This is a genomic window from Phycicoccus sonneratiae (assembly GCF_016887965.1).
Lineage (GTDB): Bacteria > Actinomycetota > Actinomycetes > Actinomycetales > Dermatophilaceae > Phycicoccus > Phycicoccus sonneratiae.
In genome coordinates this window covers 46789-68650 of the sequence record NZ_JAFDVD010000021.1, presented here as the reverse complement: position 1 = coordinate 68650, position 21862 = coordinate 46789, and the positions used below count along the sequence as shown (strand labels likewise).

Annotated in this window: 23 protein-coding genes and 1 tRNA gene; 16 read left to right on the top strand and 8 right to left on the bottom strand. The window is 74.1% G+C overall.

The window, feature by feature from the left end:
* Positions 1-747, bottom strand: a complete 747-nt coding sequence (locus tag JQN70_RS17085; RefSeq protein ID WP_204132585.1) for a CPBP family intramembrane glutamic endopeptidase — start codon at positions 745-747, stop codon at positions 1-3.
* A 115-nt stretch (positions 748-862) separates the two neighbouring features.
* Positions 863-1048: a hypothetical protein gene (locus JQN70_RS17080; protein ID WP_204132584.1), complete on the bottom strand. Its 186-nt coding sequence runs from the start codon at positions 1046-1048 to the stop codon at positions 863-865.
* A gap of 114 nt (positions 1049-1162) precedes the next feature.
* Here JQN70_RS17080 and JQN70_RS17075 point away from each other — a divergent pair, with 114 nt between their 5' ends.
* Positions 1163-1771 (top strand): TetR/AcrR family transcriptional regulator, encoded by a 609-nt coding sequence (locus tag JQN70_RS17075; protein ID WP_204132583.1) that lies wholly within the window; start codon positions 1163-1165, stop codon positions 1769-1771.
* The gene (locus JQN70_RS17070; protein ID WP_204132582.1) at positions 1768-2526 is read left to right on the top strand and encodes a hypothetical protein; all 759 of its coding nucleotides are present in this window, start codon (positions 1768-1770) and stop codon (positions 2524-2526) included. The genes JQN70_RS17075 and JQN70_RS17070 overlap by 4 nt, the downstream gene beginning before the upstream one ends.
* 7 nt (positions 2527-2533) lie before the next feature.
* Here JQN70_RS17070 and JQN70_RS17065 read toward each other — a convergent pair whose 3' ends face one another.
* Entirely contained in the window at positions 2534-3136 is a 603-nt protein-coding gene (locus tag JQN70_RS17065; protein ID WP_204132581.1) for a DUF4126 domain-containing protein, read from the bottom strand.
* 170 nt (positions 3137-3306) lie between these two features.
* Between JQN70_RS17065 and JQN70_RS17060 the strand changes: the two genes are divergently transcribed.
* The 7 genes from JQN70_RS17060 to JQN70_RS17030 all read left to right on the top strand — a co-directional run bounded on the left by JQN70_RS17060 (position 3307) and on the right by JQN70_RS17030 (position 12062).
* A complete protein-coding gene (locus tag JQN70_RS17060; protein ID WP_204132580.1) occupies positions 3307-4098 on the top strand; it encodes a GNAT family N-acetyltransferase in 792 nt (263 codons plus the stop codon).
* 60 nt (positions 4099-4158) lie between these two features.
* On the top strand, positions 4159-5958 hold the full coding sequence (gene metG / locus JQN70_RS17055) for a methionine--tRNA ligase (RefSeq protein WP_204132579.1): 1800 nt from the start codon (positions 4159-4161) through the stop codon (positions 5956-5958).
* Positions 5955-6815, top strand: coding sequence for a TatD family hydrolase (locus tag JQN70_RS17050; protein ID WP_239111775.1), 861 nt, complete (start codon positions 5955-5957; stop codon positions 6813-6815). Before metG ends, JQN70_RS17050 begins: the two co-directional genes overlap by 4 nt.
* Positions 6816-7143: 328 nt before the next feature.
* Positions 7144-8265, top strand: a complete 1122-nt coding sequence (locus tag JQN70_RS17045) for a resuscitation-promoting factor (RefSeq protein WP_204132577.1) — start codon at positions 7144-7146, stop codon at positions 8263-8265.
* A gap of 92 nt (positions 8266-8357) precedes the next feature.
* Entirely contained in the window at positions 8358-9221 is an 864-nt protein-coding gene (rsmA, locus tag JQN70_RS17040; RefSeq protein ID WP_204132576.1) for a 16S rRNA (adenine(1518)-N(6)/adenine(1519)-N(6))-dimethyltransferase RsmA, read from the top strand.
* A gap of 79 nt (positions 9222-9300) precedes the next feature.
* On the top strand, positions 9301-10230 hold the full coding sequence (locus JQN70_RS17035) for a 4-(cytidine 5'-diphospho)-2-C-methyl-D-erythritol kinase (protein ID WP_204132575.1): 930 nt from the start codon (positions 9301-9303) through the stop codon (positions 10228-10230).
* Positions 10230-12062 (top strand): ABC-F family ATP-binding cassette domain-containing protein, encoded by a 1833-nt coding sequence (locus JQN70_RS17030; RefSeq protein ID WP_204132574.1) that lies wholly within the window; start codon positions 10230-10232, stop codon positions 12060-12062. The genes JQN70_RS17035 and JQN70_RS17030 overlap by 1 nt, the downstream gene beginning before the upstream one ends.
* 98 nt (positions 12063-12160) lie before the next feature.
* On the opposite strand, the gene JQN70_RS17025 is transcribed toward JQN70_RS17030, so the two are convergent.
* Positions 12161-12718, bottom strand: a complete 558-nt coding sequence (locus JQN70_RS17025) for a PadR family transcriptional regulator (protein ID WP_204132573.1) — start codon at positions 12716-12718, stop codon at positions 12161-12163.
* Between the two features lie 35 nt (positions 12719-12753).
* Here JQN70_RS17025 and JQN70_RS17020 point away from each other — a divergent pair, with 35 nt between their 5' ends.
* Positions 12754-13563 (top strand): dienelactone hydrolase family protein, encoded by an 810-nt coding sequence (locus JQN70_RS17020; RefSeq protein ID WP_204132572.1) that lies wholly within the window; start codon positions 12754-12756, stop codon positions 13561-13563.
* 15 nt (positions 13564-13578) lie between these two features.
* Here the strand turns inward: JQN70_RS17020 and JQN70_RS17015 are convergent, their stop codons facing one another.
* Positions 13579-14079, bottom strand: a complete 501-nt coding sequence (locus JQN70_RS17015) for a MarR family winged helix-turn-helix transcriptional regulator (protein WP_204132571.1) — start codon at positions 14077-14079, stop codon at positions 13579-13581.
* An 85-nt stretch (positions 14080-14164) separates the two neighbouring features.
* Here JQN70_RS17015 and JQN70_RS17010 point away from each other — a divergent pair, with 85 nt between their 5' ends.
* Positions 14165-14974, top strand: a complete 810-nt coding sequence (locus JQN70_RS17010) for a methyltransferase domain-containing protein (RefSeq protein ID WP_204132570.1) — start codon at positions 14165-14167, stop codon at positions 14972-14974.
* A gap of 19 nt (positions 14975-14993) precedes the next feature.
* On the opposite strand, the gene JQN70_RS17005 is transcribed toward JQN70_RS17010, so the two are convergent.
* Positions 14994-15596, bottom strand: coding sequence for a TetR/AcrR family transcriptional regulator (locus JQN70_RS17005; RefSeq protein WP_204132642.1), 603 nt, complete (start codon positions 15594-15596; stop codon positions 14994-14996).
* Between the two features lie 223 nt (positions 15597-15819).
* A tRNA-Gln gene (locus tag JQN70_RS17000) sits at positions 15820-15898 on the bottom strand.
* A 357-nt stretch (positions 15899-16255) separates the two neighbouring features.
* On the opposite strand from JQN70_RS17000, the gene JQN70_RS16995 reads away from it, so the two are divergent.
* The 3 genes from JQN70_RS16995 to JQN70_RS16985 all read left to right on the top strand — a co-directional run bounded on the left by JQN70_RS16995 (position 16256) and on the right by JQN70_RS16985 (position 18718).
* Positions 16256-16507 carry a hypothetical protein gene (locus JQN70_RS16995; RefSeq protein WP_204132569.1) on the top strand — a complete coding sequence of 84 codons (252 nt, stop codon included), beginning with the start codon at positions 16256-16258 and terminating at the stop codon, positions 16505-16507.
* Positions 16508-16698: 191 nt separating this feature from the next.
* Positions 16699-18177, top strand: a complete 1479-nt coding sequence (locus JQN70_RS16990; protein ID WP_307836049.1) for an MFS transporter — start codon at positions 16699-16701, stop codon at positions 18175-18177.
* 13 nt (positions 18178-18190) lie between these two features.
* A complete protein-coding gene (locus JQN70_RS16985) occupies positions 18191-18718 on the top strand; it encodes a universal stress protein (protein ID WP_204132568.1) in 528 nt (175 codons plus the stop codon).
* Positions 18719-18724: 6 nt separating this feature from the next.
* On the opposite strand, the gene JQN70_RS16980 is transcribed toward JQN70_RS16985, so the two are convergent.
* Positions 18725-19267 carry an AAA family ATPase gene (locus JQN70_RS16980; protein WP_204132567.1) on the bottom strand — a complete coding sequence of 181 codons (543 nt, stop codon included), beginning with the start codon at positions 19265-19267 and terminating at the stop codon, positions 18725-18727.
* Positions 19268-19384: 117 nt separating this feature from the next.
* On the opposite strand from JQN70_RS16980, the gene glmU reads away from it, so the two are divergent.
* Positions 19385-20860, top strand: a complete 1476-nt coding sequence (glmU, locus tag JQN70_RS16975) for a bifunctional UDP-N-acetylglucosamine diphosphorylase/glucosamine-1-phosphate N-acetyltransferase GlmU (RefSeq protein ID WP_204132566.1) — start codon at positions 19385-19387, stop codon at positions 20858-20860.
* Positions 20857-21861, top strand: coding sequence for a ribose-phosphate diphosphokinase (locus tag JQN70_RS16970; RefSeq protein ID WP_307836048.1), 1005 nt, complete (start codon positions 20857-20859; stop codon positions 21859-21861). The genes glmU and JQN70_RS16970 overlap by 4 nt, the downstream gene beginning before the upstream one ends.
* Position 21862 lies beyond the last annotated feature (1 nt).

The following is a 21862-nucleotide window of genomic DNA, read 5'->3' as shown; positions in this document are numbered from 1 at the left end:
TCAGAGCCAGGAGACGTGCGGCTTGACGAGTGAGTACCCGACGAAGGCGACGACGTCGAGGACGGTGTGTGCGACGACGAGCGGCATGACGCGCTTGGTCCGGGTGTAGAGCCACCCGAAGAGCAGGCCCATGACGACGTTGCCGACGAACCCGCCGAACCCCTGGTACAGGTGGTAGGTCCCGCGGACGAGGGCCGAGGTGACGATGACCCGCCAGGTGCCCCAGCCGGCCTCGCGCCAGCGGCGGAAGAGGTACCCGACCATGATCGTCTCCTCGAGCACCGCGTTCTGCGCGGCGGCGAGGACGAGGAGCGGCACGGTGAACCACGCCGCGCCGACGAGGTTGGCGGCGGCGACGGTCGTGTTGAGGCCCGCGGCCTTCGCGACGAGGTAGAGCCCGAGGCCGGGGATGCCGACGACGGCCGCGAGTGCCGCGCCGCGCCAGAGGTCCTGCCCGGGGCGGCGCAGGTCGAAGCCCATCGTGTGCGGCTCGTCGGGGTCGTCGCGACGCAGCAGGTGGAGGGCCAGCAGCACGGGGACGAGCGCCAGCCCGATGCCGACGAGCTGGTAGGCGACGTCGAGCCAGGGCCGGTCGGGGGTGACCGAGGTGTTCATCGCGGCGGTCTGCTGCGAGAGCCGTTCGGGGCGGGTCAGCCGGTCGACGATACGTAGCAGCGCGTAGATCGCGGAGGACCCGAGCGAGACGCCGAGCACGAGCCAGGTCTCGGTGAGGAGGCGGCGTCGCATGGGGGCCAGCGTAGGTCGCCGGACCGGTGTGTCGGCCGCGACCGCGCTGGGAGGAGGCTGGACGTCGCCGCGTCGCGGGTGGCCCGGTGGCGGGTGCCCGCGACGCGGCGGTGGGTCAGTGCGCCGGCGTCAGGCGGTAGTACGCGGGGATGCTCAGGTGGCGGCGCCGACGGTCCTCGCGCGAGCGGGTGAGGACGGGGGCGACGACGGCGAGGCTGAGCCCCGCGACGACGAGCCCGAGGACCACGCTCGTCCAGAGGAGGGTGGTGGCGATGACGGACAGTCCGGTGATCGGTCCCATGGCCGACTCCTTTCTACGGATGTAGAGGATTCTACAGAAGTAGAACGCGAGGCGCCACCCGGCTGTTCCCCCGGCCGCCGGTCGCGTCGGACGCGGGGCGGCACAATGGCGTGGATGACCTCGTCGACCAGCCCCGACCTCCGCCCGGCCGCGCCCACCGGCCGTCGGGCCGAGCTGCTCGCCGCCGCGGTCGAGGTCGTCGCCGACAGCGGGCTGCGGGGCCTCACCCACCGAGCCGTCGACGCGCGGGCCGGTCTGCCGGAGGGCACCTGCTCGGCCTACCTGCGCACCCGTGGCGCGCTCCTCGTCGCCCTCGCCGAGTACGTCGGGCGGGCGCTCGAGCAGCGCGTCGAGGCGCTCGGCGACGACCTCGAGGGGTGTGCCGGCGACCCCGTGGCCGTGTCGGCGGCGGTCACCGAGCTGACCGTCGGGTGGGTGCGCGACCCCTCCCTCGTCCGGGCCCAGGCCGAGCTGTCCCTCGAGGCGGCCCGTCAGCCCGAGCTGATGGAGGTCTTCGAGCGGTGGCGCGACGGCTTGCTGCGCACCGTCGCCGGGCTCGGCGAGCGGGCCGGCCGCCCGAAGCCCGCCGAGGACGCCGTCGTGGTCGTCGCCGCGGTCGAGGGCCTGCTCGTCACGGCGGTGCGGCTGCCGGCGGCGCGGCGCGAGCCGTTCCTGCGCGGGGCCGTCCCGCTCCTCGTCCACGCCCTCCACGAGGCCCGGTGACGCGCGGTCCCCGGCGGCCCGCGGCCGGGGTCGGGGCCGCGGTCGGCGCGGTCCTCACCGTCCTGCTGCTCGCCCTCGCCGGGTGCTCCGCGCTCGGCTCGGCCCGGCTGCCGGAGCGGACCTCCGCCGCCCCCACGCCCACGCCGTCGCTGCCGGCGACCGCCGACGCCTTCCGCGACGCCCGCACCTTCGCGCTCGCGGCCGAGTCCGGCCACCTCGTCGGCACGCTCGGCACCGGGGCCGCCGCGGTCCGCATCGACCTCGAGGGGTCGGCGTCGGGCGCGAACCAGCGGCTCGTCCGGGCGGTGCGGGGCCGGGGCACGGCGGTGGTCCTCACCGTCGGGGACGGCCACTGGCTGGCCGGTGACGAGGCGTTCTGGCGGACCCGCACCCCGAACGCCGCCGACGCGCGGGCCCGGGTCGGGACGTGGGCCCCGGTGCGCGCGGCCGACGCACGGGCCGTCGGGCCCGAGACCCTGCGCGGCGTGCTGGAGGCGACGTTCTCCCGGCCCGCCGTGGCCGCCCTCGAGGAGGACCCCGCGCCCGTCGTCGACGACGAGGTGGAGGGTCGGCCCGCCTGGCGGCTCGGGACCGAGGACGGCGGCGCCCGCGTGTGGGTGGCGGCGGCGGGCGGTGGCGAGGTGCTGCGGGTCGCGGTGTCCGGCAAGGGGGCCGTCGACCTCACGACGACCGGGTGGGAGCGCGCCACGGTGTGGCAGCCCCCGGCGGCGGGCGACGTGCCCGACCTCGGCTGACCGGACCTCAGGGCCCCGCGTACGACGGAGGTCGGCGTGACCGGCGCCAGTCGCGCACCCGCAACCACATCCAGACGAGGAGCCACGCGAGCAGGCCTAGCGCCACGACGACGAAGACCGGGGCGAGGACGGCGATGACGGACAGGCCGATGGAGGCGCCGTCCTCGACGGTGGAGACGACCGGCCCGCCGAAGCCGACGGTCGCGCCGTTGACGACGGGCCGCGCCGCCATCTTCCCGGTGTGCACGAGCCCGGAGATGACGACCCCGAGGACCACCGACACCCAGGGGTGGTCGGCCATCCACGTCGAGCGGTCTATCTCGGCGGCGGCCGTGGTCGCGGCGAAGATCAGGCCGCCCATGCTGGGGCGGATGAAGGTCTGGATCGCGTCGTTGACGGTGTCGACCGCCGGCACCTTGTCGAGGACGACCTCGGCGAGGAGGAGGACGGCCCCGACCCCGATCGCCCAGCCGCTCTCCATCCACTCGTAGCCGGAGGGGAGCGTGACGACGTCGGTGAACCGCGCGAGGAGCGCCACGACGAGGAAGGGGATGTAGGCGTTGAGGCCCGCGGCCGCGGACAGACCCATCCCGGTGAGGGCAGCCAGCACGGCGACCTCCTGACCTGCGGCGACCGCCCGACGCGGCCGCACCCGGAGAGCGAACACCGCTCCGACGTCAGGGTAGTCCCGGCGCGTTCCGCCGTGACCGAACCGTTGTGTGGTGGCCGGGTACCGAAACCCGGTGGTCGGGGCGTCGCCGGGACGAGAGGATCCGGGGCGTGGACACCGACCCCGCCGCCCTCCTGCGGATCTACGACGACCAGCTGCGCACCGACGCCGAGACGCCGGGCGCGGCGTCCCTCGAGCGGCTCGGTCCGCTCCGGCTCGCGACCTTCCCCGGCGGGCGGGGGTTCGTCTCCTACCGCGACCTCGGGGGCGCCGACGCCGCCACGGTCCGCGGCTGGGTCGGCGAGGTGCGGGCCCGGTTCGCGGCCGACCCGGCCGTCACCGACGTCGAGTGGAAGACCCGGGGCCACGACGTCGCGCCGGGTCTGCACGACGCCCTCGTCGACCACGGCTTCGTCCCCGGCGAGGTCGAGTCCGTGATGATGGGCCCCGCCGCCGGGCTCGCCGTCGACGTCCCGCTGCCGGAGGACGTCACGCTGCGCCGCGTCACGACCGAGGAGGATGTCCGGGCGATGAGCGCCGCCGCCGACGAGGCGTTCGGCGACCCGGTCTCCTCGCGGCGGGCCGACGACCTGCTCTTCCGGCTGGCGCGCGACCCGGACATGGAGCTCTGGGTCGCCGAGGCCGGCGGCCGCATCGTCAGCTCCGGGCGCCTCGAACCGGTGCCCAGCACCCAGGTCGCCGGCGTGTGGGGCGGAGCGACGCTGCCGGGGTGGCGCGGCCGGGGCATCTACCGGGCGCTGACCGCCGAGCGGGCCCGCTCGGCCCTGCGCCTGGGGAAGACGGTGCTGCACAGCGACTCGACGGAGTACTCCCGGCCCATCCTCGAGCGCTCCGGGCTCGTGAGGGTCACGACGACGACCCCGTACGAGTGGACCCGCTGACGCCTCCGGTGCCGGGTGGCCGCCGGAACCCGCTTGCGGCCGACGCCTAGGATTCGGGTCATGAAGGTCCTCTCCGCCGTCGCCTGGCCGTACGCCAACGGTCCGCGCCACCTCGGCCACGTCGCCGGGTTCGGTGTGCCGTCCGACGTCTTCAGCCGGTACATGCGGATGGCGGGCCACGACGTGCTCATGGTCAGCGGCTCCGACGAGCACGGCACCCCGATCCTCGTCCTCGCCGACCAGGCCGGCGTCACGCCCCGCGAGTTCGTCGACACGAACCACGCGGTCATCGCCGGCGAGCTCGCCGACCTCGGGTGCACCTACGACCTCTACACGCGCACGACGACGGCCAACCACTACGCCGTCGCCCAGGAGCTGTTCCGGCAGAACTGGCTCAACGGCTACATGGTCGAGCGCACCCAGCAGGGCGCCATCTCGCCGTCCACCGGCCGCACCCTGCCGGACCGGTTCATCGAGGGCGAGTGCCCAATCTGCCACTACCCCGATGCCCGCGGCGACCAGTGCGACAACTGCGGCAACCAGCTCGAGCCCGAGGACCTCATCAACCCCCGCAGCAAGATCAACGGTGAGACACCGGAGTTCGTCGAGACGCAGCACTTCTTCCTCGACCTGCCGGCGCTCGCCGACGCGCTGCGCGAGTGGCTCGCCGGCCGTGACGCCTCGGGTTCGTGGCGGCCGAACGTCATCAAGTTCAGCCTCAACATCCTCGACGACATCAAGCCCCGGGCCATGACCCGCGACATCGACTGGGGCATCCCGGTGCCGCTCGACGGCTGGCGCGACAACCACGCCAAGCGCCTCTACGTGTGGTTCGACGCCGTCATCGGCTACCTCTCGGCGTCCATCGAGTGGGCCCGACGGCTCGGCGAGCCCGAGCGCTGGCGCGAGTGGTGGAACGACCCCGAGGCGCTCTCGTACTACTTCATGGGCAAGGACAACATCACCTTCCACTCCCAGATCTGGCCGGCCGAGCTGCTCGGCTATGCCGGGCGGGGCTCTCGCGGAGGGGAGCCCGGTACCTACGGTGAGCTGAACCTGCCCACCGAGGTGGTCTCCAGCGAGTTCCTGACGATGGAGGGCAAGCAGTTCTCCACCTCGCGCGGCTACGTCGTGCGCGTGCGCGACGTCCTCGACCGCTACGGCCCGGACGGCATCCGCTACTTCATCTGCGCGGCCGGCCCCGAGAACCAGGACGCCAACTTCACCTGGCGCGAGTTCGTCCAGCGCAACAACTCCGAGCTCGTCGCCGGCTGGGGCAACCTCGTGTCGCGCACCGCGGCGATGGTCGCCAAGAACTTCGGCGAGGTGCCGCGGCCGGGGGTCCTCGAGCCCGTCGACGAGGAGGTCCGCGCGACCGTGCTCGCCGGGTTCGGTTCCGTCGGAACGCTGCTCGAGCGGCACCGGCAGAAGGCGGCCATCGCCGAGGCGATGCGGGTCGTCGGCGAGGTCAACGCCTACGTGTCACGCACCGAGCCGTTCAAGCTCAAGGGCGAGGACCAGCGCGAGCGGCTCGCGACCGTACTCCACACCCTCGTGCAGTGCGTCAGCGACCTCAACACGATGCTCTCGCCGTTCCTGCCGCACGCCGCGAACCGGGTGCACCGGGCGCTCGGGAACGAGGGCGACCTCGTCCCGATGCCTCGGCTCGAGACCGTCACCGGACTCGACCCCGACGACGAGGGGCGCTCGTGGCCGGTGATCACCGGTGAGTACTCGGACTTCCCGCGGTGGGAGTCGCGACCGGTGGTGGTCGGCACGCCGGTGGCCAAGCCGGCGCCGGTGTTCACCAAGCTCGACGAGTCCGTCGTCGACGACGAGCTGGCCCTCGCGGAGGGCTGAGCGTGACGTCGCAGCCGAGTCGGCGCGGGGAGCCGGTGGCGCCCGACCCGCTGCCGATCGCGGTCGTGGACAACCACACCCACCTCGACGTCAGCCGCGAGGGCGACGAGGTGCGGGTCGACGACCTCGGGCCGGTGCTGCGGGCGGCGGCCGCCGTGGGCGTCGACCGGGTCGTGCAGATCGGGTGCGACCTGCCGGGCGCGGAGTTCGCGGTGGCCGCGGCCGAGCGGTACCCGTCGGTGCTGGCCGGGGTCGCGCTGCACCCCAACGAGGTCCCGGGCCTTGCCGCGGCGGGCCGGCTCGACGACGCCCTGGCGCGCATCGAGGAGCTCGCCGCGCACCCCCGCGTGCGGGTCGTCGGGGAGACGGGGCTCGACTTCTTCCGCACCGGCCCCGAGGGGCATGCCGTGCAGGAGGAGTCCTTCCGGCGGCACGTCGACCTCGCCAAGCGCGCCGGTCTCACCCTCCAGATCCACGACCGCGACGCCCACGCCGACGTCCTGCGGGTCCTCGCCGACGAGGGCGCCCCGGAGCGCACGGTGATGCACTGCTTCTCCGGCGACCTCGACATGGCCCGCGAGTGCGTCGCCCGGGGCTACCACCTGTCGTTCAGCGGCACGGTCACCTTCAAGAGTGCCAAGGACCTGCGCGACGCCCTCGCCGTCACCCCCCTCGAGCTGCTCCTCGTCGAGACCGACGCGCCGTACCTCACGCCCCACCCGTGGCGCGGGGCGTCGAACAGCCCGGTCCTCGTGCCGCTGACCGTGCGGGTCATGGCCTCGGTGCTCGGTGTCGCCGTGCCGACGCTCTGCGAGGCGCTCTCGGGCAACGCCGAGCGGCTCTACGGCCCCTGGTGACCCGCCCCGTGCGACGGGTGTGACGAAACCGGCGCCGAGTGGTCCACCCCGCACGGGCCGAGTGACGCGTGTGACTCATGAGGCGTACGAGGCATCGGTCGGCGTCCCTTCCTGAGAGACGGCCGTTACCGAAACTTGACCTTCGGGTGGTGCCTCCTGCACGGTGGGGGGAGATGGCCGGGGCCGGAACGCCCCGGACGTCGTGGACGGAGCGCCTTCCGGCAGTGTCGCGGGGAGGCGCTGTGTTCCGCTCGGCCCCCTGCGGCCGGGGCCCCGCGGGGCCGGCGTCCGACACCGGTGCCCGGGACGTACCACCCCTGGAGAACTCTTGCTCTCGCGCTCGATCCGCCACGCCACCCAGGGCGCGGCCGCTCTCGCCGTCGCCGTCGGTTCCGTCGGTGTCGCCCACTTCGACAAGGCCGTGGCGCTCAGCGTCGACGGTTCGCCGCAGTCGGTCCACGTCTTCGGCTCCACCGTCCGTGACGCCCTCGACAAGCAGGGCATCCGCGTCGGCGAGCACGACGTCGTCGTGCCCTCGCTCGACAGCGCCATCGACGACGGCGACCGCATCTCGGTGCGCTACGGGCGCAAGCTCGTCGTCACCGTCGACGGTGAGACGAAGGAGTACTGGACGACGGCCACCACCGTCGACTCCGCGCTGCGCGACATCGGCGTCCGCGCCGACGGCGCGGTGCTCACCGCCTCGCGCTCGCAGTCCCTCGGCCGGCAGGGCCTGGCCCTCGCCGTGACGACCCCGAAGAAGGTCAGCGTCGTCGTCGACGGCAAGACCCGCACCGTCACCACCTCCGCCCCGAAGGTGTCCGGTGTCTTCGGCGAGCTGGGCGTCAACCGCAACGCCGCCGACGTCGTCGCCCCGGGCCTCGACACCCCGGTCGACGACGGGATGAAGATCGTCCTCCAGCGGGTCGTCACCAAGCGGCAGACCAAGACCGAGGCGCTCCGCTACCCGACGACCAAGCAGAAGGACTCCTCGATGTACGAGGGCGAGTCCAAGACGGTGACGCCGGGCAGGAACGGCTCGCAGAAGGTCACCCGCGAGCTGCGCTACGTCGACGGCAAGCTCGCCTCGACCAAGGTCCTCTCCAAGACCGTGCTCACGAAGCCGGTCGCGGCGGTCGTCAAGGTCGGCACCAAGGCCCGCCCGGCCGCCCCGAGCGCCGGCAACGTCAGCGGCGCCGGCCTCAACCTCGCCAACGCCGCGATGTGGGACCGGATCGCCCAGTGCGAGTCCAGCGGCAACTGGCACATCAACACCGGCAACGGCTACTACGGCGGCCTCCAGTTCGCCACCGCGTCCTGGCTGGCCAACGGTGGCGACGACTTCGCCCCGCGGGCCGACCTCGCCTCGCGCGAGGAGCAGATCACCGTCGCCAACCGCTACTACGCGAAGGCCGGCCTCAGCCCCTGGGGCTGCGCGCACGCCGCCTGACGACGAGCAGCACCGACGAGCCGCCCGCCCCGACAACCGGGGCGGGCGGCTCGCGTCGTCCCCGCGCCCGGACCCTCGCTAGGGTGACCGCCGTGACCGACGCCCCCGACGCCGCCCTCCTCGGGGCCGCCGAGATCCGCGACCTCGCGGGCCGGCTCGGCATCCGCCCGACGAAGCAGTGGGGGCAGAACTTCGTCGTCGACGGCAACACCGTCCGCCGCATCGTCCGCGTCTCGGGCGTGGGGGAGGACGATGTCGTCGTCGAGGTCGGGCCGGGGCTCGGCAGCCTCACCCTCGCGCTCCTGCCCGTCGTGCGCCGGGTCGTCGCCGTCGAGGTCGACCCCGTGCTCGCGGGGGCGCTGCCCGACACCGTCGCCACCCACGCGCCGGCGCTCGCGGACCGGCTCGAGGTGGTGCCCGCCGACGCCCTCGCCGTGAGCACGCTCCCCGGCCCCGCGCCGACCGCGCTCGTCGCGAACCTGCCGTACAACGTCTCCGTCCCGGTCGTCCTGCGGATGCTCGAGCACTTCCCGGAGCTGCGCTCGGTGCTCGTCATGGTCCAGCTCGAGGTCGCCGAGCGGCTCGCCGCGGGGCCGGGCTCGCGCACGTACGGGGTGCCCAGCGTCAAGGCCGCCTGGTACGCCGACGTGCGGCTCGCCGGCCAGGTGCCGCGCAGCGTCTTCTGGCCGGTGCCCAACGTCGACTCCGGGCTCGTGGCCCTCACCCGGCGCGAGCCGCCCGCCACCCCGGCCTCGCGCGAGGAGGTCTTCCGCGTCGTCGACGCCGCGTTCGCCCAGCGCCGCAAGACCCTGCGGGCCGCCCTCGCCGGATGGGCCGGGTCGCCGGCCGCGGCCGAGGAGGCCCTCGTCACGGCCGGCGTCGACCCACGCACCCGCGGCGAGCAGCTCGACGTGGCGGCCTTCGCCCGCATCGCCGCCGCACGGGGTGCGTCCTGACGTCGCCGCCGAGAGCCCTTCCGGCACAGCCCGTCCCCACGGCCCCGGATGCGTGCCGCGCTCTGGCTAGGGTGACCTCATGACCTCGGCCCCGATCGTGCCCGGCCCGGTGACCGTGCGCGTCCCGGCCAAGGTCAACCTCGAGCTGCTCGTCGGACCCCGCCGGGACGACGGCTACCACTCGCTCTCGAGCGTGTACCAGGCCCTCAGCCTCTACGACGACGTCACCGTCGGGGAGGCCGACGAGTGGGGCGTCTCGGTGTCCGGCACGCTCGCCGAGGGCGTGCCCACCGACGACGACAACATCGCCCTGCGGGCCGCGCGCCTCGTCGCCGACCGCTACGACGGCGAGCCGGTCCACGTCTCGATCCGCAAGGGCATCCCCGTGGCCGGCGGCATGGCCGGAGGCTCCGCGGACGCCGCCGCCACGCTCGTGGCCCTCGACCACCTCTGGGACCTCGGGCTCGACCGCGAGGAGCTCGAGGAGATGGCCGCCGAGCTGGGCAGTGACGTGCCGTTCCTCGTCGCGGGCGGGACCGCGATGGGCAGCGGGCGCGGCGAGATGCTCGCACCGGTCCTCACCCGCGGGACCTTCCACTGGGTGCTCGCGCTCGCCGAGGGCGGGCTGTCGACCCCGGCCGTCTACGCCGAGTGCGACCGGCTGCGCGAGGGCACCGACGTCCCCGAGCCGGTCGCCACCCCGGCCCTCATGGCCGCCCTGCGCACCGGCGACCCCCACGAGCTCGCGCCGCAGCTCGTCAACGACCTCCAGGACGCCGCGATCAGCCTGCGCCCCGACCTCGGCGAGGTGCTCTCCGACGGGATGGAGTTCGGGGCGCTCGGCGGTGTCGTCTCGGGCTCGGGGCCGACCATCGCCTTCCTCGTCGAGGGCACGGAGGCCGGCATCGACCTCGCCGTCGCGCTCACCGCCAGCGGGGCGGTGCGCGACGTCCGCCGGGCCAGCGGGCCGGTGCACGGCGCGCACGTCATCCACCACCGGGTCGACTAGTGGCCAGCCTCGTCTCCGTCGAGCGCGCCTCCCTGGCCCTCGGCACCTCGCAGGTGCTCGACGCCGTCTCCCTCGGCGTGTCCGGCGGCGACCGCATCGGCGTCGTCGGCCGCAACGGCGGCGGCAAGACGACGCTCCTGCGGGTGCTCGCCGGGACGCGGACGCCGGACGACGGCCGGGTCGCGCGCACGGGCGGCCTGCGGGTCGGCGTCCTCACCCAGGACGACTCCCTCGACGCCGCCTCGACGGTGCACGAGGCGGTGCTCGGCTCGATGGCCGAGCACGAGTGGGCCGCCGACCCGCGCGTGCGGGACGTGCTCGTCGGGCTGCTCGGCGGTCTCGACGCCCCGGTCGTCGGAGGCCTGTCCGCGACGGTCGGCCCGCTCTCCGGCGGCGAGCGGCGGCGCGTGGCCCTCGCCGCCCTGCTCGTCGCGTCGCCGGACCTGCTCCTGCTCGACGAGCCGACGAACCACCTCGACGTCGAGGGCGTCGCGTGGCTCGCCGAGCACCTCTCCGGGTCCTTCGCGCGCCCGGACACCGGCCTCGTCGTCATCACCCACGACCGGTGGTTCCTCGACGCCGTCGCGACGCAGACGTGGGAGGTCGAGGACGGCCGGGTCCACCAGTACGAGGGCGGGTACGCGGCCTTCGTCCTCGCCAAGGCCGAGCGCGAGCGGCTGGCGGGCGTCGTCGCCGAACGCCGCGACAACCTCCTGCGCAAGGAGCTCGCCTGGCTGCGCCGTGGCCCGCCCGCGCGGACGAGCAAGCCGAAGTTCCGCATCGACGCCGCCAACGCGCTCATCGCCGACGAGCCGCCGGCCCGCGACGACGTCGAGCTGATGCGCTTCGCCTCGACCCGGCTCGGCAAGGACGTCGTCGACCTGCTCGACGCCCGGCTCACGGTCGGCGACCGCGTCCTCCTCGACCGGTTCACCTGGCGCCTCGGCCCGGGCGACCGGGTCGGGCTGGTCGGCGTCAACGGCGCGGGCAAGTCGACGCTGCTGCGGGCGCTGGCGGGCGAGGCGCCGCTCGCCGCCGGGAAACGGAAGGTCGGCGTCACCGTGCGGCTCGCGTTCCTCACCCAGGAGGTGCGCGAGCTCGACGCGTGGGCCGACCGTCGGGTCATCGAGGCGGTCGAGGACGTCCGCTCGGTCGTGCGCCTGGGACGCAAGGAGCTCTCCGCGTCCCAGCTCGCGCAACGGCTGGGGTTCACCGGTCCCCGGCAGCAGACGCGCGTGGGGGACCTCTCCGGTGGCGAGCGCCGACGCCTCCAGCTCACCCGCCTGCTCATGGACGAGCCGAACGTCCTGCTCCTCGACGAGCCGACGAACGACCTCGACATCGAGACCCTCACGTCGCTCGAGGACCTGCTCGACGGCTGGGCCGGCACCCTCGTCGTCGTCTCGCACGACCGGTACCTGCTCGAGCGCGTGTGCGACCGCCAGCTCGCCCTGCTCGGCGACGGTGCCCTGCGCGACCTCCCCGGCGGGGTCGAGGAGTACCTGCGCCGGCGCCACGAGCTCGTCGAGCGCGGGGGAGGGGTGCGCGAGGTCCCCGGCGCCGGCCGGGTGGCCCCTGCGGGTGCGGCCCCGGGTGCGGCCGACGGCGGGCCGAGCCCCGCGGAGGTCCGCGAGGCACGCAAGGTGATGGCCCGCGTCGAGAAGCAGCTGTCCAGGCTCGCCGAGCGCGAGGACCGCCTGCACACGGCGATGGCCGCGGCGGCGACCGACCACGAGCGCGTCCTCGGCCTCAACCGCGAGCTGCGCGAGGTCGTCGACGAGCGCGAGGCCCTCGAGCTCGAGTGGCTCGAGGCGGCCGACGTCGCCGGCTGACCGTCCCTCCATCCCCCACTTCGTGGGGCAGCGTCCGCCGACACGCCGTCCGGGGCGGCCTCTTGGCGGCCGGCTCCCCACAAGGCCGGGGAGGGCGATCAGCCGGGCGCAGCGCGGGCCAGCTCGGCGAGCATCCAGTCGCACCACTCCACCGCCGCGCGGCGGGTCCGCAGCCCGCCCTCGAGGGTGAGCCGGCTCGCGAACTCCGGGGCCGAGGGGTCGTGGGCCGCGGCCACGCCGTCGAGCGTGGCGAGGTCGGCCTCGTACGCGGCGAGGCGCTGCGCGTGCCCGTCCCGCACCCGGTGCACGAGGTCGGACGCCGCCTCGGGGTCGACGAGCCAGACCGACCAGAGGCGCAGGACCTCGAGGTCGCGGACGGGCTGGGGCGCGAGCTCGGCCGTGACCCACTGCCGCAGCGCCGCGGTCCCGGCCGCGGTCGGGGCGTAGCGCTTCGTCGCGCGCGGCCCGCGCCCCGGGACGACGTCGTGCCGGACGAGCCCGGCCGCCTCGAGGCGGGCGAGCTCCGGGTAGACCTGGCTGTGGCCGGCGGTCCAGAACCACCCGACCGGCCGCTGCATCCGCCGCGCGAGCTCGTAGCCCGTCGAGGGCCGGCGGGCCAGCAGGCCGAGGAGCGCGTGGCCGAGGTCCGAGGGCATGGACGCAGGCTAGTCCGATATGTCAGAGTCGACATATGCGATCGACGGCGTGGGGGGCGTGGACGGCCGCGGTGCTGCTCTTGGCCGGCTGCGCGGGCGGCCCCTCGGGAGCGGATGACGCGACGCCGTCCCGGACCCCGACGCCGCTGCCCACGAACGCGCCGGCCACCGTCGCCGAGCGCTGCTTCGTCGAGGGGCCGGGCGACCTCGAGGCGCTGACGGGGGCGGACGGGTCCTCCCTCACGTCGGTGGGGTACGGGTCGGGCACCGACGCGGTCGTCCTGCTGCACCAGACCGGCGCCGGCGGGCTGTGCGGCTGGGTGCCGTACGCGCGGTGGCTCGGTGAGCACGGGGTGCTGGCCCTCGCGGTCGACGACTGCGTCCACGGGGCGTCCCGCTGCACCCCGGCGGTCACGGCCGACACCCGTGCCCAGGTGGCGGTCGCCGTCGACGCGGCCCGGACGCGCGGCGCGACGCGGGTGGCGGTCGTCGGGGCCTCGATGGGCGGGGCGCGCGCCCTCGGTGTCGGTGAGGCCGCCGGCGCCGACGCGGTCGTCGACCTCTCCGGACCCGACCACTGGGACGGGGTGCCCGACGCCGTCGCCGCGGCCCGGGCGACCTCCGTCCCGCTGCTCGTCGTCTCCAGCGACGGCGACACCGGCATCGACGGCGACCTGCTCGACGACGCGGTCGCCGCCTCCCCGGCGCGGGTCAAGGACCGCTGGCGGCTCGAGGGGTCGCGGCACGGCTGGGACGTCGTCACCGACGGCCTCGGCGACGACGCGGTCGTCACCGCCGAGGGCGGGCGCGTGCTCGCCTGGGTCCGTGCGGCCCTGGCCGGCTGACCGCGCGGCGGACCGTCAGGCGGTGCCGGACTCGAACGGGCGGAGCAGCCGGCGGAGCAGGCCGGCGAGATCGTCGCGCTCGGAGGGGGCGAGCTCGGCGAGCAGCTCGCGCTCGTCGGCGAGCAGCCGGGTCAGGGCCGCGTCGACGACCCGGACACCCTCGGCGGTGAGCCGGACGAGGACACCGCGGCGGTCGCCCGGGTCCGGGTGGCGCTCGACGAAGCCGCGGGCGGCGAGCCGGTCGACCCGGTTGGTCATCGTGCCGCTCGTCACGAGCGTTTCGGCGACCAGCTGGCCGGGGCTCAGCTCGTGCGGCGACCCGGTGCGGCGCAGGGCCGACAGGACGTCGAACTCCCAGCTCTCGAGGCCGGTGCCGGCGAAGGCCCGGCCGCGGGCGAGGTCGAGCCGCCGGGCGAGCCGCGACACGCGGGAGAGCACCTCGAGCGGCGTGACGTCGAGGTCGGGACGCTCGCGCCGCCACGCGGAGACGATACGGTCGACGTCGTCAGCGGCCATGCGCCCGATGCTACTCCTCGTCAAGTTTCTTGACATCGAGAAACCTCGTGCGGGACGGTGTCGGCACGACGTCGAGGAGGACGGGATGAGGACGACCCCCAGCTGGGACCCCGCGGCCTACGGCCGGTTCGCGAGCCAGCGCTCGCGCCCGCTCGCCGACCTCGTGTCCCAGGTGGGCGCCGATGCGCCCCGCCTCGTCGTCGACCTCGGTTGCGGCCACGGCCCGGCCACCCTCTCCCTCGCGGCGCTGTGGCCGGAGGCGCGGGTCGTCGGTATCGACTCCGCCGAGTCGATGCTCGAGGCCGCCACGGAGCTCGACGCCGACGGTCGGGTCGAGTGGGTGCAGGCCGACCTGCGCGAGTGGGACCCCACCTCGCTCGGCGACGCCCCCGACGTCGTCGTCACGAACTCGACCCTCCAATGGGTGCCCGGCCACCTCGACCTCGTCCATGCGTGGGTCGAGTCCCTCTCTCCCGGAGGCTGGTTCGCGCTCCAGGTGCCGGGCAACTTCGACGCCCCGAGCCACCGGCTCATGCGGGAGACGGCCGAGGAGCACGCCCGGGCCGGCGAGCTGACCGCGGCCCTCGACGTCCCGTCGGTCGGTGAGCCGGCCACGTACCTCCGCCTCCTCACCCGGCTCGGCTGCACGGTCGACGCCTGGGAGACGACCTACGTCCACGTCCTCGACCCCGAGGCCGAGGACGAGAACCCGGTGCTCACCTGGGTCACCGCCACGGGGCTGCGGCCGGTGCTCGACCTGCTCGAGGACGACGACGAGCGCGCCGCCTTCCTCGAGCCCTACGGCGCCGCGCTGCTCGAGGCCTACCCCCGTACCTCGGCCGGCGTGCTCTTCCCGTTCCGCCGGGTCTTCGCCGTGGCCCGCAAGGACGCCTGACGCCGGATCCGCCTGCGGCTCAGGCCTCGTCGGGGGTGAGGGTCGGCTTGGCCTCGAGACCGGTCAGCCCGTTCCACGCGAGGTTGACCACGTGCGCGGCGACCTCGTGCTTCTTGAACTTGCGGTTGTCGAGCCACCACTGGCCGGTGAGCGCGATCATCCCGACGAGCATCTGCGCGTACATCGGGGCGGCCTTGGGGTCGAGCTTGTGGGCCTTGAACTGCGCCGCGAGGATGTGCTCGACCTGGCTCGCGACGTCGCTCATCAGGCTGGCGAACGAGCCGGTGGCCTGACCGGCGGGGCTGTCCCGCACGAGGATCCGGAACCCGTCGGCGCTGTTCTCGACGTAGTCGAGCAGGGCGAGGGCGGCCCGCTCGATGATCTGGCGGGACGTGCCACCGGAGTCGAGCGCGGAGGTGACGCCGCTGAGGAGCGCCTCGATCTCGCGGTCGACGACGACGGCGTAGAGGCCCTCCTTGCCGCCGAAGTGCTCGTAGACGACCGGCTTGGACACCCCGGCCGACGCCGCGATCTCCTCGATGGTCGCGCCCTCGAAGCCGCGGTCGGCGAAGTGCTTGCGCCCGATGCCGATCAGCTGCTCGCGGCGCTCGCGGCCGGTCATCCGCGACCGCGACGCGCGTGACTTCTTGGCCCCCGGTTCGTCGCTCACCGGGACATTGTGCCGCGTCGGCCGACCGGCGCGGTGCCTCGCCCGCTCCACGGGTAGGCGCCGCGTCTCCGCTCCCCGGGTAGGACCCGCCTCCCCGCGTACCCTCCTTCGTCGGGCCCGCGGTGCCGCTCCCCGGATTCCTCCCCCGGGGCGCCGGCTTGCTTCGCTGCGCCAGCTCCCCGGGTAGGAATCGAACCTACGTCGCTTGTCCTGATTCAAAGTCAGGCGGGCCCTACCAGCAGACCAACCGGGGACCGCCGCTCGCGCGAACGGCTGCGACGAGGGTAGTCGAGCCGCGTCGGACGGCCGCCTCGCGCCCCGTGCGCGTGGGCTCTGGTCCGATCCGCCGGGTGGCGAGAAGTCACCGCCACCCGGGCGAACCGGACCAGAACTGGGTGGACCGGACCAGAGGCGGCGAACTCGACCAGAGCCGGCGGTGCGCTGCGGCCGTGGGGCTGATGGGGCGAAACTGCACCAGTGGGGCTGGTGAGGCGTGCGCGCATCGACCATTCGACCGATGCGGGTCGAACGTTCGGCCCGGATCTTCCCTCGAGGGGTGACGTGTGTGCACCATGTCTGCTACACGCCGGCAGGAGCGAGGAGCAGGGGACATGTCGATGGAGCTCATCACCGCCACGTTGCGCTGGACCTTCTGGTCCCTCCTCTACCTCGGGGTGGCCCTCATGGCCCTCGTTCTCTGCCTCGGCACGATGTCGCCGTACCTGCCCGTGTGGGGCCGGTGGGCGGCCTTCGGCGTGTTCGTCGCGGGCATCGCCGTCGACGCCGTCGCGAAGGCCCGCGTGGGCCGGCCCGAGCGCCCGAAGACCGACGGCGAGTCGGTGCGCGTCACCCGCCGCCCCTGACCCGACCGCCTCGCGGCAGCACCCCCGTCGGCACCGTCCGGCGGGGGTTCGGCGTGCTCCCGCCGGTCGGGGCGTGACCCGCTCGACACCCACGTGCACCGGAACCTCCACGGTGTCCGCGACGGGTCTACGTTCGCAGGTGGTCCCGTGACGGGGCCGCCCGGGGAACACCTGCCAGGAGGGACCGCGACGTGACGACGACCGAGACGACGCAGACGGAGGAGAAGCCGGTCAAGAGCCTCATCCCGGCGCGCATGCACGACATGCCGTGGGTGAAGTTCCATTGGCTGGTGATCTTCGGGCTCGGGACGGCCTGGATCCTCGACGGCCTCGAGGCGCAGATCGTCGCGGCCGGCGGCTTCGAGAAGACCCTCGACATGAGCGCGGCCGACGTCGGGCTCGCCGGCACCGTCTACCTCGTCGGCCAGGTCTTCGGCGCGATCGTCTTCGGCCGGCTCACCGACTCCTGGGGCCGCAAGCGGCTCTTCACCCTCACCCTCGCGCTCTACCTCGTCGCCGCGGCGGCCGCCGGCCTCGCCCCGAACATGCTGATGTTCCTGATCTTCCGGTTCATCTCCGGCATGGGCATCGGCGGCGAGTACTCGGCGGTCAACTCGGCCGTCGACGAGCTGATCCCCGGACGGTTCCGCGGGCGGGTCGACCTCGCCATCAACGGCACCTACTGGGCCGGCGCGGCCATCGGCGCCTTCGCCTCGACGATCCTCCTCGACACCGAGCGCTTCGGGCAGGACGTCGGCTGGCGCATCGCCTTCTTCATCGGCCCGATCCTCGGCCTCGGCATCATCTACCTGCGCCGGCACATCCCCGAGAGCCCGCGCTGGATGGTCACCCACGGCAAGGGCGAGGAGGCCGAGCGCGTCGTCTCGGCGCTCGAGGACGAGGTGCGCGCCGCGGGCAAGGAGCTGCCCCACCACGGCGACGACGACGCGATGTGGATCAAGGCCCGCGAGGGGCTGACCCCCAAGCAGCTCTCGTACGTCTTCTTCAGGATGTACCCGACCCGCACGGTGCTCGGCGCCACCCTGATGATCACGCAGAGCTTCCTCTACAACGCGATCTTCTTCACCTACGCGCTCGTGCTGCAGAACTTCTACGACAAGACGCCGTCGCAGGCCGCGTTGTACTTCTTCCCGTTCGCCATCGGCAACCTCCTCGGGCCGCTGCTGCTCGGACCGCTCTTCGACACCGTCGGGCGGCGCCGGATGATCACCGGCTGCTACGCCTTCGCCGGTGTCGTGCTGGCCATCTCGGCGTGGCTGTTCCAGCAGAACGCGATCGGGGCCGGTGTGCACACGGCGTTCTGGTGCGTCGCGTTCTTCTTCGCCTCGGCGGGCGCGTCGGCCGGCTACCTGACCGTCTCCGAGATCTTCCCGCTCGAGGTGCGTGGCCAGGCCATCTCGTACTTCTTCGCGATCGCGCAGGTCTTCGGCTCGATCGGTCCGGTGTTCTACGGCTGGCTCATCGGCGACGGCAAGGACCGCACGCCGATGTTCTGGGGCTACCTCATCGCGACGGCGATCATGCTCATCGGCGCCGCCGTTGCGGCGGTGTGGGGCGTCGACGCCGAGAACAAGAGCCTCGAGGAGATCGCGCCACCGCTCACGAGCTACGACGAGGACGGCAACGAGACCGTCAAGCTCCCGGTCTGAGGAGGTCGCCGCGATGGACGAGCACCCCTACACCGTCGTCGTCGGCGTCAGCCCGGGGTCGGCGTCCCCGACCGCGCTGCGCTGGGCCCACGAGCAGGCCGCGCAGCGCGGCGGCCGGGTCGTCGCGGTGCGGGCCTGGCGCACCACGGGCCCGCAGGCCACGCCGTCCGGCACCACCGCCGCCCGCGTGCCCTCGAGCACCGACACCGAGCACGAGGCGATGAGCCGGCTGGTCTCCGACGTCGCCGCGGTCCTCGGCCCGGACCACGGGGTCGAGCTGCGGGTCGTCCGCGGCGACCGCCGCCGGGCGCTCCTCGACGCGGCCCGCGACGCCGACCTCCTCGTCGTCGACGCGCCGCGCTCGATCGCCTCGGCACCGCTCTTCGCCCACCGCCTGGTCTACGCGGCGAGCTGCCCGGTCGTCGTCATGCCACCGCGCATCTCCGGCGAGCCGCGGACCCCGCTCGAGCGGGCCGGCTGGGCCGCCGTGCGCGCCGCGGGCAGCGCCGGCCGCCCCGGCCTCGGCACCCCCAGGGGCTGACCGGGATCAGGTGACGCGGAGGCGCCCGGCCGCCGCGGCCCGCCGGACGGCGTCCGCCGTCGCCCCCGGCCCGTCCTCTCCCGCGATGACGTGGCGCGGGTCGGGCGCGGCCGCCACGAACGCCGCGTGCATGTGCCGCGCGGCCTCCACGTCGTCGAACGGGTGGTCGCGGCGCGTGGTCACCCGGTCGAGCAGGACGGCCAGCGGGGGCAGGAGCACGACGTAGTGCAGGTCCGCGACGGCGCAGGCGGCCGCGAAGCGCTCGAGGAACCACGGCCCGACGACGCCGTCGTGCACCACCGTGCGCCCGTCCCGCGCGAGGCGTCCGGTCGCCGCGGCCGACGCCTCGAGCACCGCGGCGTTCTGCTCGTGGGCCGCCGGCCGCCACGGCTCGACGAACCCCCTGCGCAGGAACCCGAAGAAGGCATCGCCGTCGACGAGGGCGCTGGAGTCGCCGTCCTCCGCGAGCAGCGCCGCGACCGTCGACTTGCCGGACCCCGGCGGACCCGACACGACGTACACCGCTCCCTCGGCCGACCTCCTCGTCATCGGTCCAGCATGCCGTGTCCGCCGACCGCGCCGTCCCACCTGGCGGGGGAGGGGCCGCCGACCCGGCGGTAGCATGGCGCCCGGCCCGTGGCACCGACCCCACCTGGAGCACAGCGCGTGAACGCGACCCGACCGGCCGCCGTCATCGTCCTCGCCGCCGGCGAGGGGACGCGGATGAAGTCCTCGACCCCGAAGGTCCTGCACCGCATCGGCGGGACGACCCTCCTCGGCCACGCGGTGCGGGCCGCCCGTGCCACGCAGGCCGAGCACGTCTCCGTCGTCGTGCGGCACGAGCGCGACCGGGTCGTCGAGTTCTGCGCCGCCTTCGACTCCGGCCTCGTCATCGCCGACCAGGACGAGGTCAAGGGCACCGGCCGAGCCGTCGAGTGCGGGCTCGACGCCCTGCCCGCCGGGCTCGAGGGCACCGTCCTCGTCACCTACGGCGACGTCCCGCTGCTCAGCGGCGAGACCCTCGTCGCGCTCACCGAGGCGCACACCGCCTCCGGCAGCGCCGTCTCGGTCGTCACGGCCCACCTCGCCGACCCGACCGGGTACGGCCGCGTCGTGCGAGACGCCGACGGGCACGTGGCCCGCATCGTCGAGCAGAAGGACGCCTCCGAGGAGGAGCGCGCCCTCACCGAGATCAACTCCGGCATCTACGCCTTCGACGCGGCCCTGCTGCGCGAGGCGCTGGCCCGGGTCGGCACCGACAACGCGCAGGGCGAGAAGTACCTCACCGACGTCGTCCAGATCGCCCGGGAGTCCGGCCGCGACGTCAGCGCGCACGTCGTCGACGACGCCTGGCAGACCGAGGGCGTCAACGACCGCGTGCAGCTGGCCGCGCTCGGCCGCGAGCTGAACCGCCGGGTCTGCGAGCGGCACATGCGCGCCGGGGTGACGATCGTCGACCCCGCCACGACGTGGGTCGACGTCGACGTCACCATCGGCCGCGACACCACCGTGCTCCCCGGCACCCAGCTGCTCGGGGCGACGAGCATCGGCGAGGGCGCGAGCATCGGCCCCGAGGTCACGCTCACCGACACCGAGGTCGGCGACGACGCGCAGGTGACTCGGGCCGTCGCGAACCTCGCGGTCGTCGGGCCCGGCGCGACGGTCGGGCCGTACTCGTACCTGCGCCCCGGCACCCGGCTCGGAGCCCGCGGCAAGATCGGTGGGTTCGTCGAGACGAAGAACGCCGACATCGGCGAGGGCGCCAAGGTCCCGCACCTCACCTACGCGGGCGATGTGACGATCGGCGAGGGCGCCAACATCGGCGCCGGCACGATCTTCGCCAACTACGACGGCGTCGCGAAGCACCACTCCACGGTCGGCGCGCACAGCTTCGTCGGGTCGCACACGGTCGTCGTCAGCCCGGTCGACGTCGCCGACGGCGCGTACGTCGCGGCCGGCAGCGCCCTGACCCAGGACGTCGCTCCCGGACAGATCGCGGTGGCCCGGGGGCGCCAGCGCAACGTCGACGGATGGGTCGAGCGCGCCCGCGCCGGCACCCGCACCGCGGAGGCCGCCGCGCGGGCCCGCGCCGCCCAGCAGAGCACCGACACCGAGACGACCCCGGAGGACCCCACCCCGTGAGCAAGGACAACCGGCCGCCCTCGGCCAACATCCGCAAGCGGCCGAAGAAGCAGCTCATGGTGTTCTCGGGCCGGGCGAATCCCGGTCTGGCGCAGGAGGTCGCGGCCCAGCTCGGCACCGAGCTCGTGCCGACGAGCGCGTACGACTTCGCCAACGGCGAGATCTACGTGCGCTTCGAGGAGTCGGTGCGCGGCTCGGACGCCTTCGTCATCCAGAGCCACACGAACCCGATCAACGAGGCGATCATGGAGCACCTGCTCATGGTCGACGCGCTGAAGCGGGCCAGCGCCAAGCGGATCACCGTCGTCATGCCGTTCTACGGCTACGCGCGCCAGGACAAGAAGCACCGCGGGCGCGAGCCGATCTCCGCGCGGCTCGTCGCCGACATGTTCCGCACCGCCGGGGCCGACCGGCTCATCTGCGTCGACCTGCACACGGACCAGATCCAGGGCTTCTTCGACGGCCCGGTCGACCACCTCATGGCCATCCCCGTGCTCTCCGAGTACGTCGCGCGCAAGTACGGCGACGAGGACCTCGCCGTCGTCTCCCCGGACGCGGGCCGCATCAAGGTCGCCGAGCAGTGGTCCAAGCGGCTCGGCGGCGCACCGCTGGCCTTCATCCACAAGACCCGCGACATCAACCGGCCGAACGAGATGGTCGCCAACCGCGTCGTCGGCGACGTGCGCGGCCGGGTCTGCGTGCTCGTCGACGACATGATCGACACCGGGGGCACCATCACCAAGGCCGCCGACGCCCTCAAGGCCGACGGCGCCAAGGACGTCGTCATCGCCGCGACGCACGCCATCCTCTCCGAGCCCGCCGTCGAGCGGCTCGAGGCCTGCTCGGCACGCGAGGTGATCGTCACGAACACCCTCCCGATCGCGCCGGAGAAGGAGTTCGAGGGCCTGACCACCCTCTCGATCGCCCCGCTCATCAGCGCGGCGGTCAAGGAGGTCTTCGAGGACGGCTCGGTGACGAGCCTCTTCGGCGGCCGCGCCTGAC

Excerpts from the sequence above, each read along its gene's own strand:
- JQN70_RS17085 (WP_204132585.1), bottom strand. The coding sequence starts at position 747 with ATGCGACGCCGCCTCCTCACCGAGACCTGGCTCGTGCTCGGCGTCTCG.
- JQN70_RS17080 (WP_204132584.1), bottom strand. The coding sequence starts at position 1,048 with ATGGGACCGATCACCGGACTGTCCGTCATCGCCACCACCCTCCTCTGG.
- JQN70_RS17075 (WP_204132583.1), top strand. The coding sequence starts at position 1,163 with ATGACCTCGTCGACCAGCCCCGACCTCCGCCCGGCCGCGCCCACCGGC.
- metG (WP_204132579.1), top strand. The coding sequence starts at position 4,159 with ATGAAGGTCCTCTCCGCCGTCGCCTGGCCGTACGCCAACGGTCCGCGC.
- JQN70_RS17035 (WP_204132575.1), top strand. The coding sequence starts at position 9,301 with ATGACCTCGGCCCCGATCGTGCCCGGCCCGGTGACCGTGCGCGTCCCG.
- JQN70_RS17025 (WP_204132573.1), bottom strand. The coding sequence starts at position 12,718 with ATGCCCTCGGACCTCGGCCACGCGCTCCTCGGCCTGCTGGCCCGCCGG.
- JQN70_RS17020 (WP_204132572.1), top strand. The coding sequence starts at position 12,754 with ATGCGATCGACGGCGTGGGGGGCGTGGACGGCCGCGGTGCTGCTCTTG.
- JQN70_RS17015 (WP_204132571.1), bottom strand. The coding sequence starts at position 14,079 with ATGGCCGCTGACGACGTCGACCGTATCGTCTCCGCGTGGCGGCGCGAG.
- JQN70_RS17010 (WP_204132570.1), top strand. The coding sequence starts at position 14,165 with ATGAGGACGACCCCCAGCTGGGACCCCGCGGCCTACGGCCGGTTCGCG.
- JQN70_RS17005 (WP_204132642.1), bottom strand. The coding sequence starts at position 15,596 with ATGACCGGCCGCGAGCGCCGCGAGCAGCTGATCGGCATCGGGCGCAAG.
- JQN70_RS16995 (WP_204132569.1), top strand. The coding sequence starts at position 16,256 with ATGTCGATGGAGCTCATCACCGCCACGTTGCGCTGGACCTTCTGGTCC.
- JQN70_RS16985 (WP_204132568.1), top strand. The coding sequence starts at position 18,191 with ATGGACGAGCACCCCTACACCGTCGTCGTCGGCGTCAGCCCGGGGTCG.
- JQN70_RS16980 (WP_204132567.1), bottom strand. The coding sequence starts at position 19,267 with ATGACGAGGAGGTCGGCCGAGGGAGCGGTGTACGTCGTGTCGGGTCCG.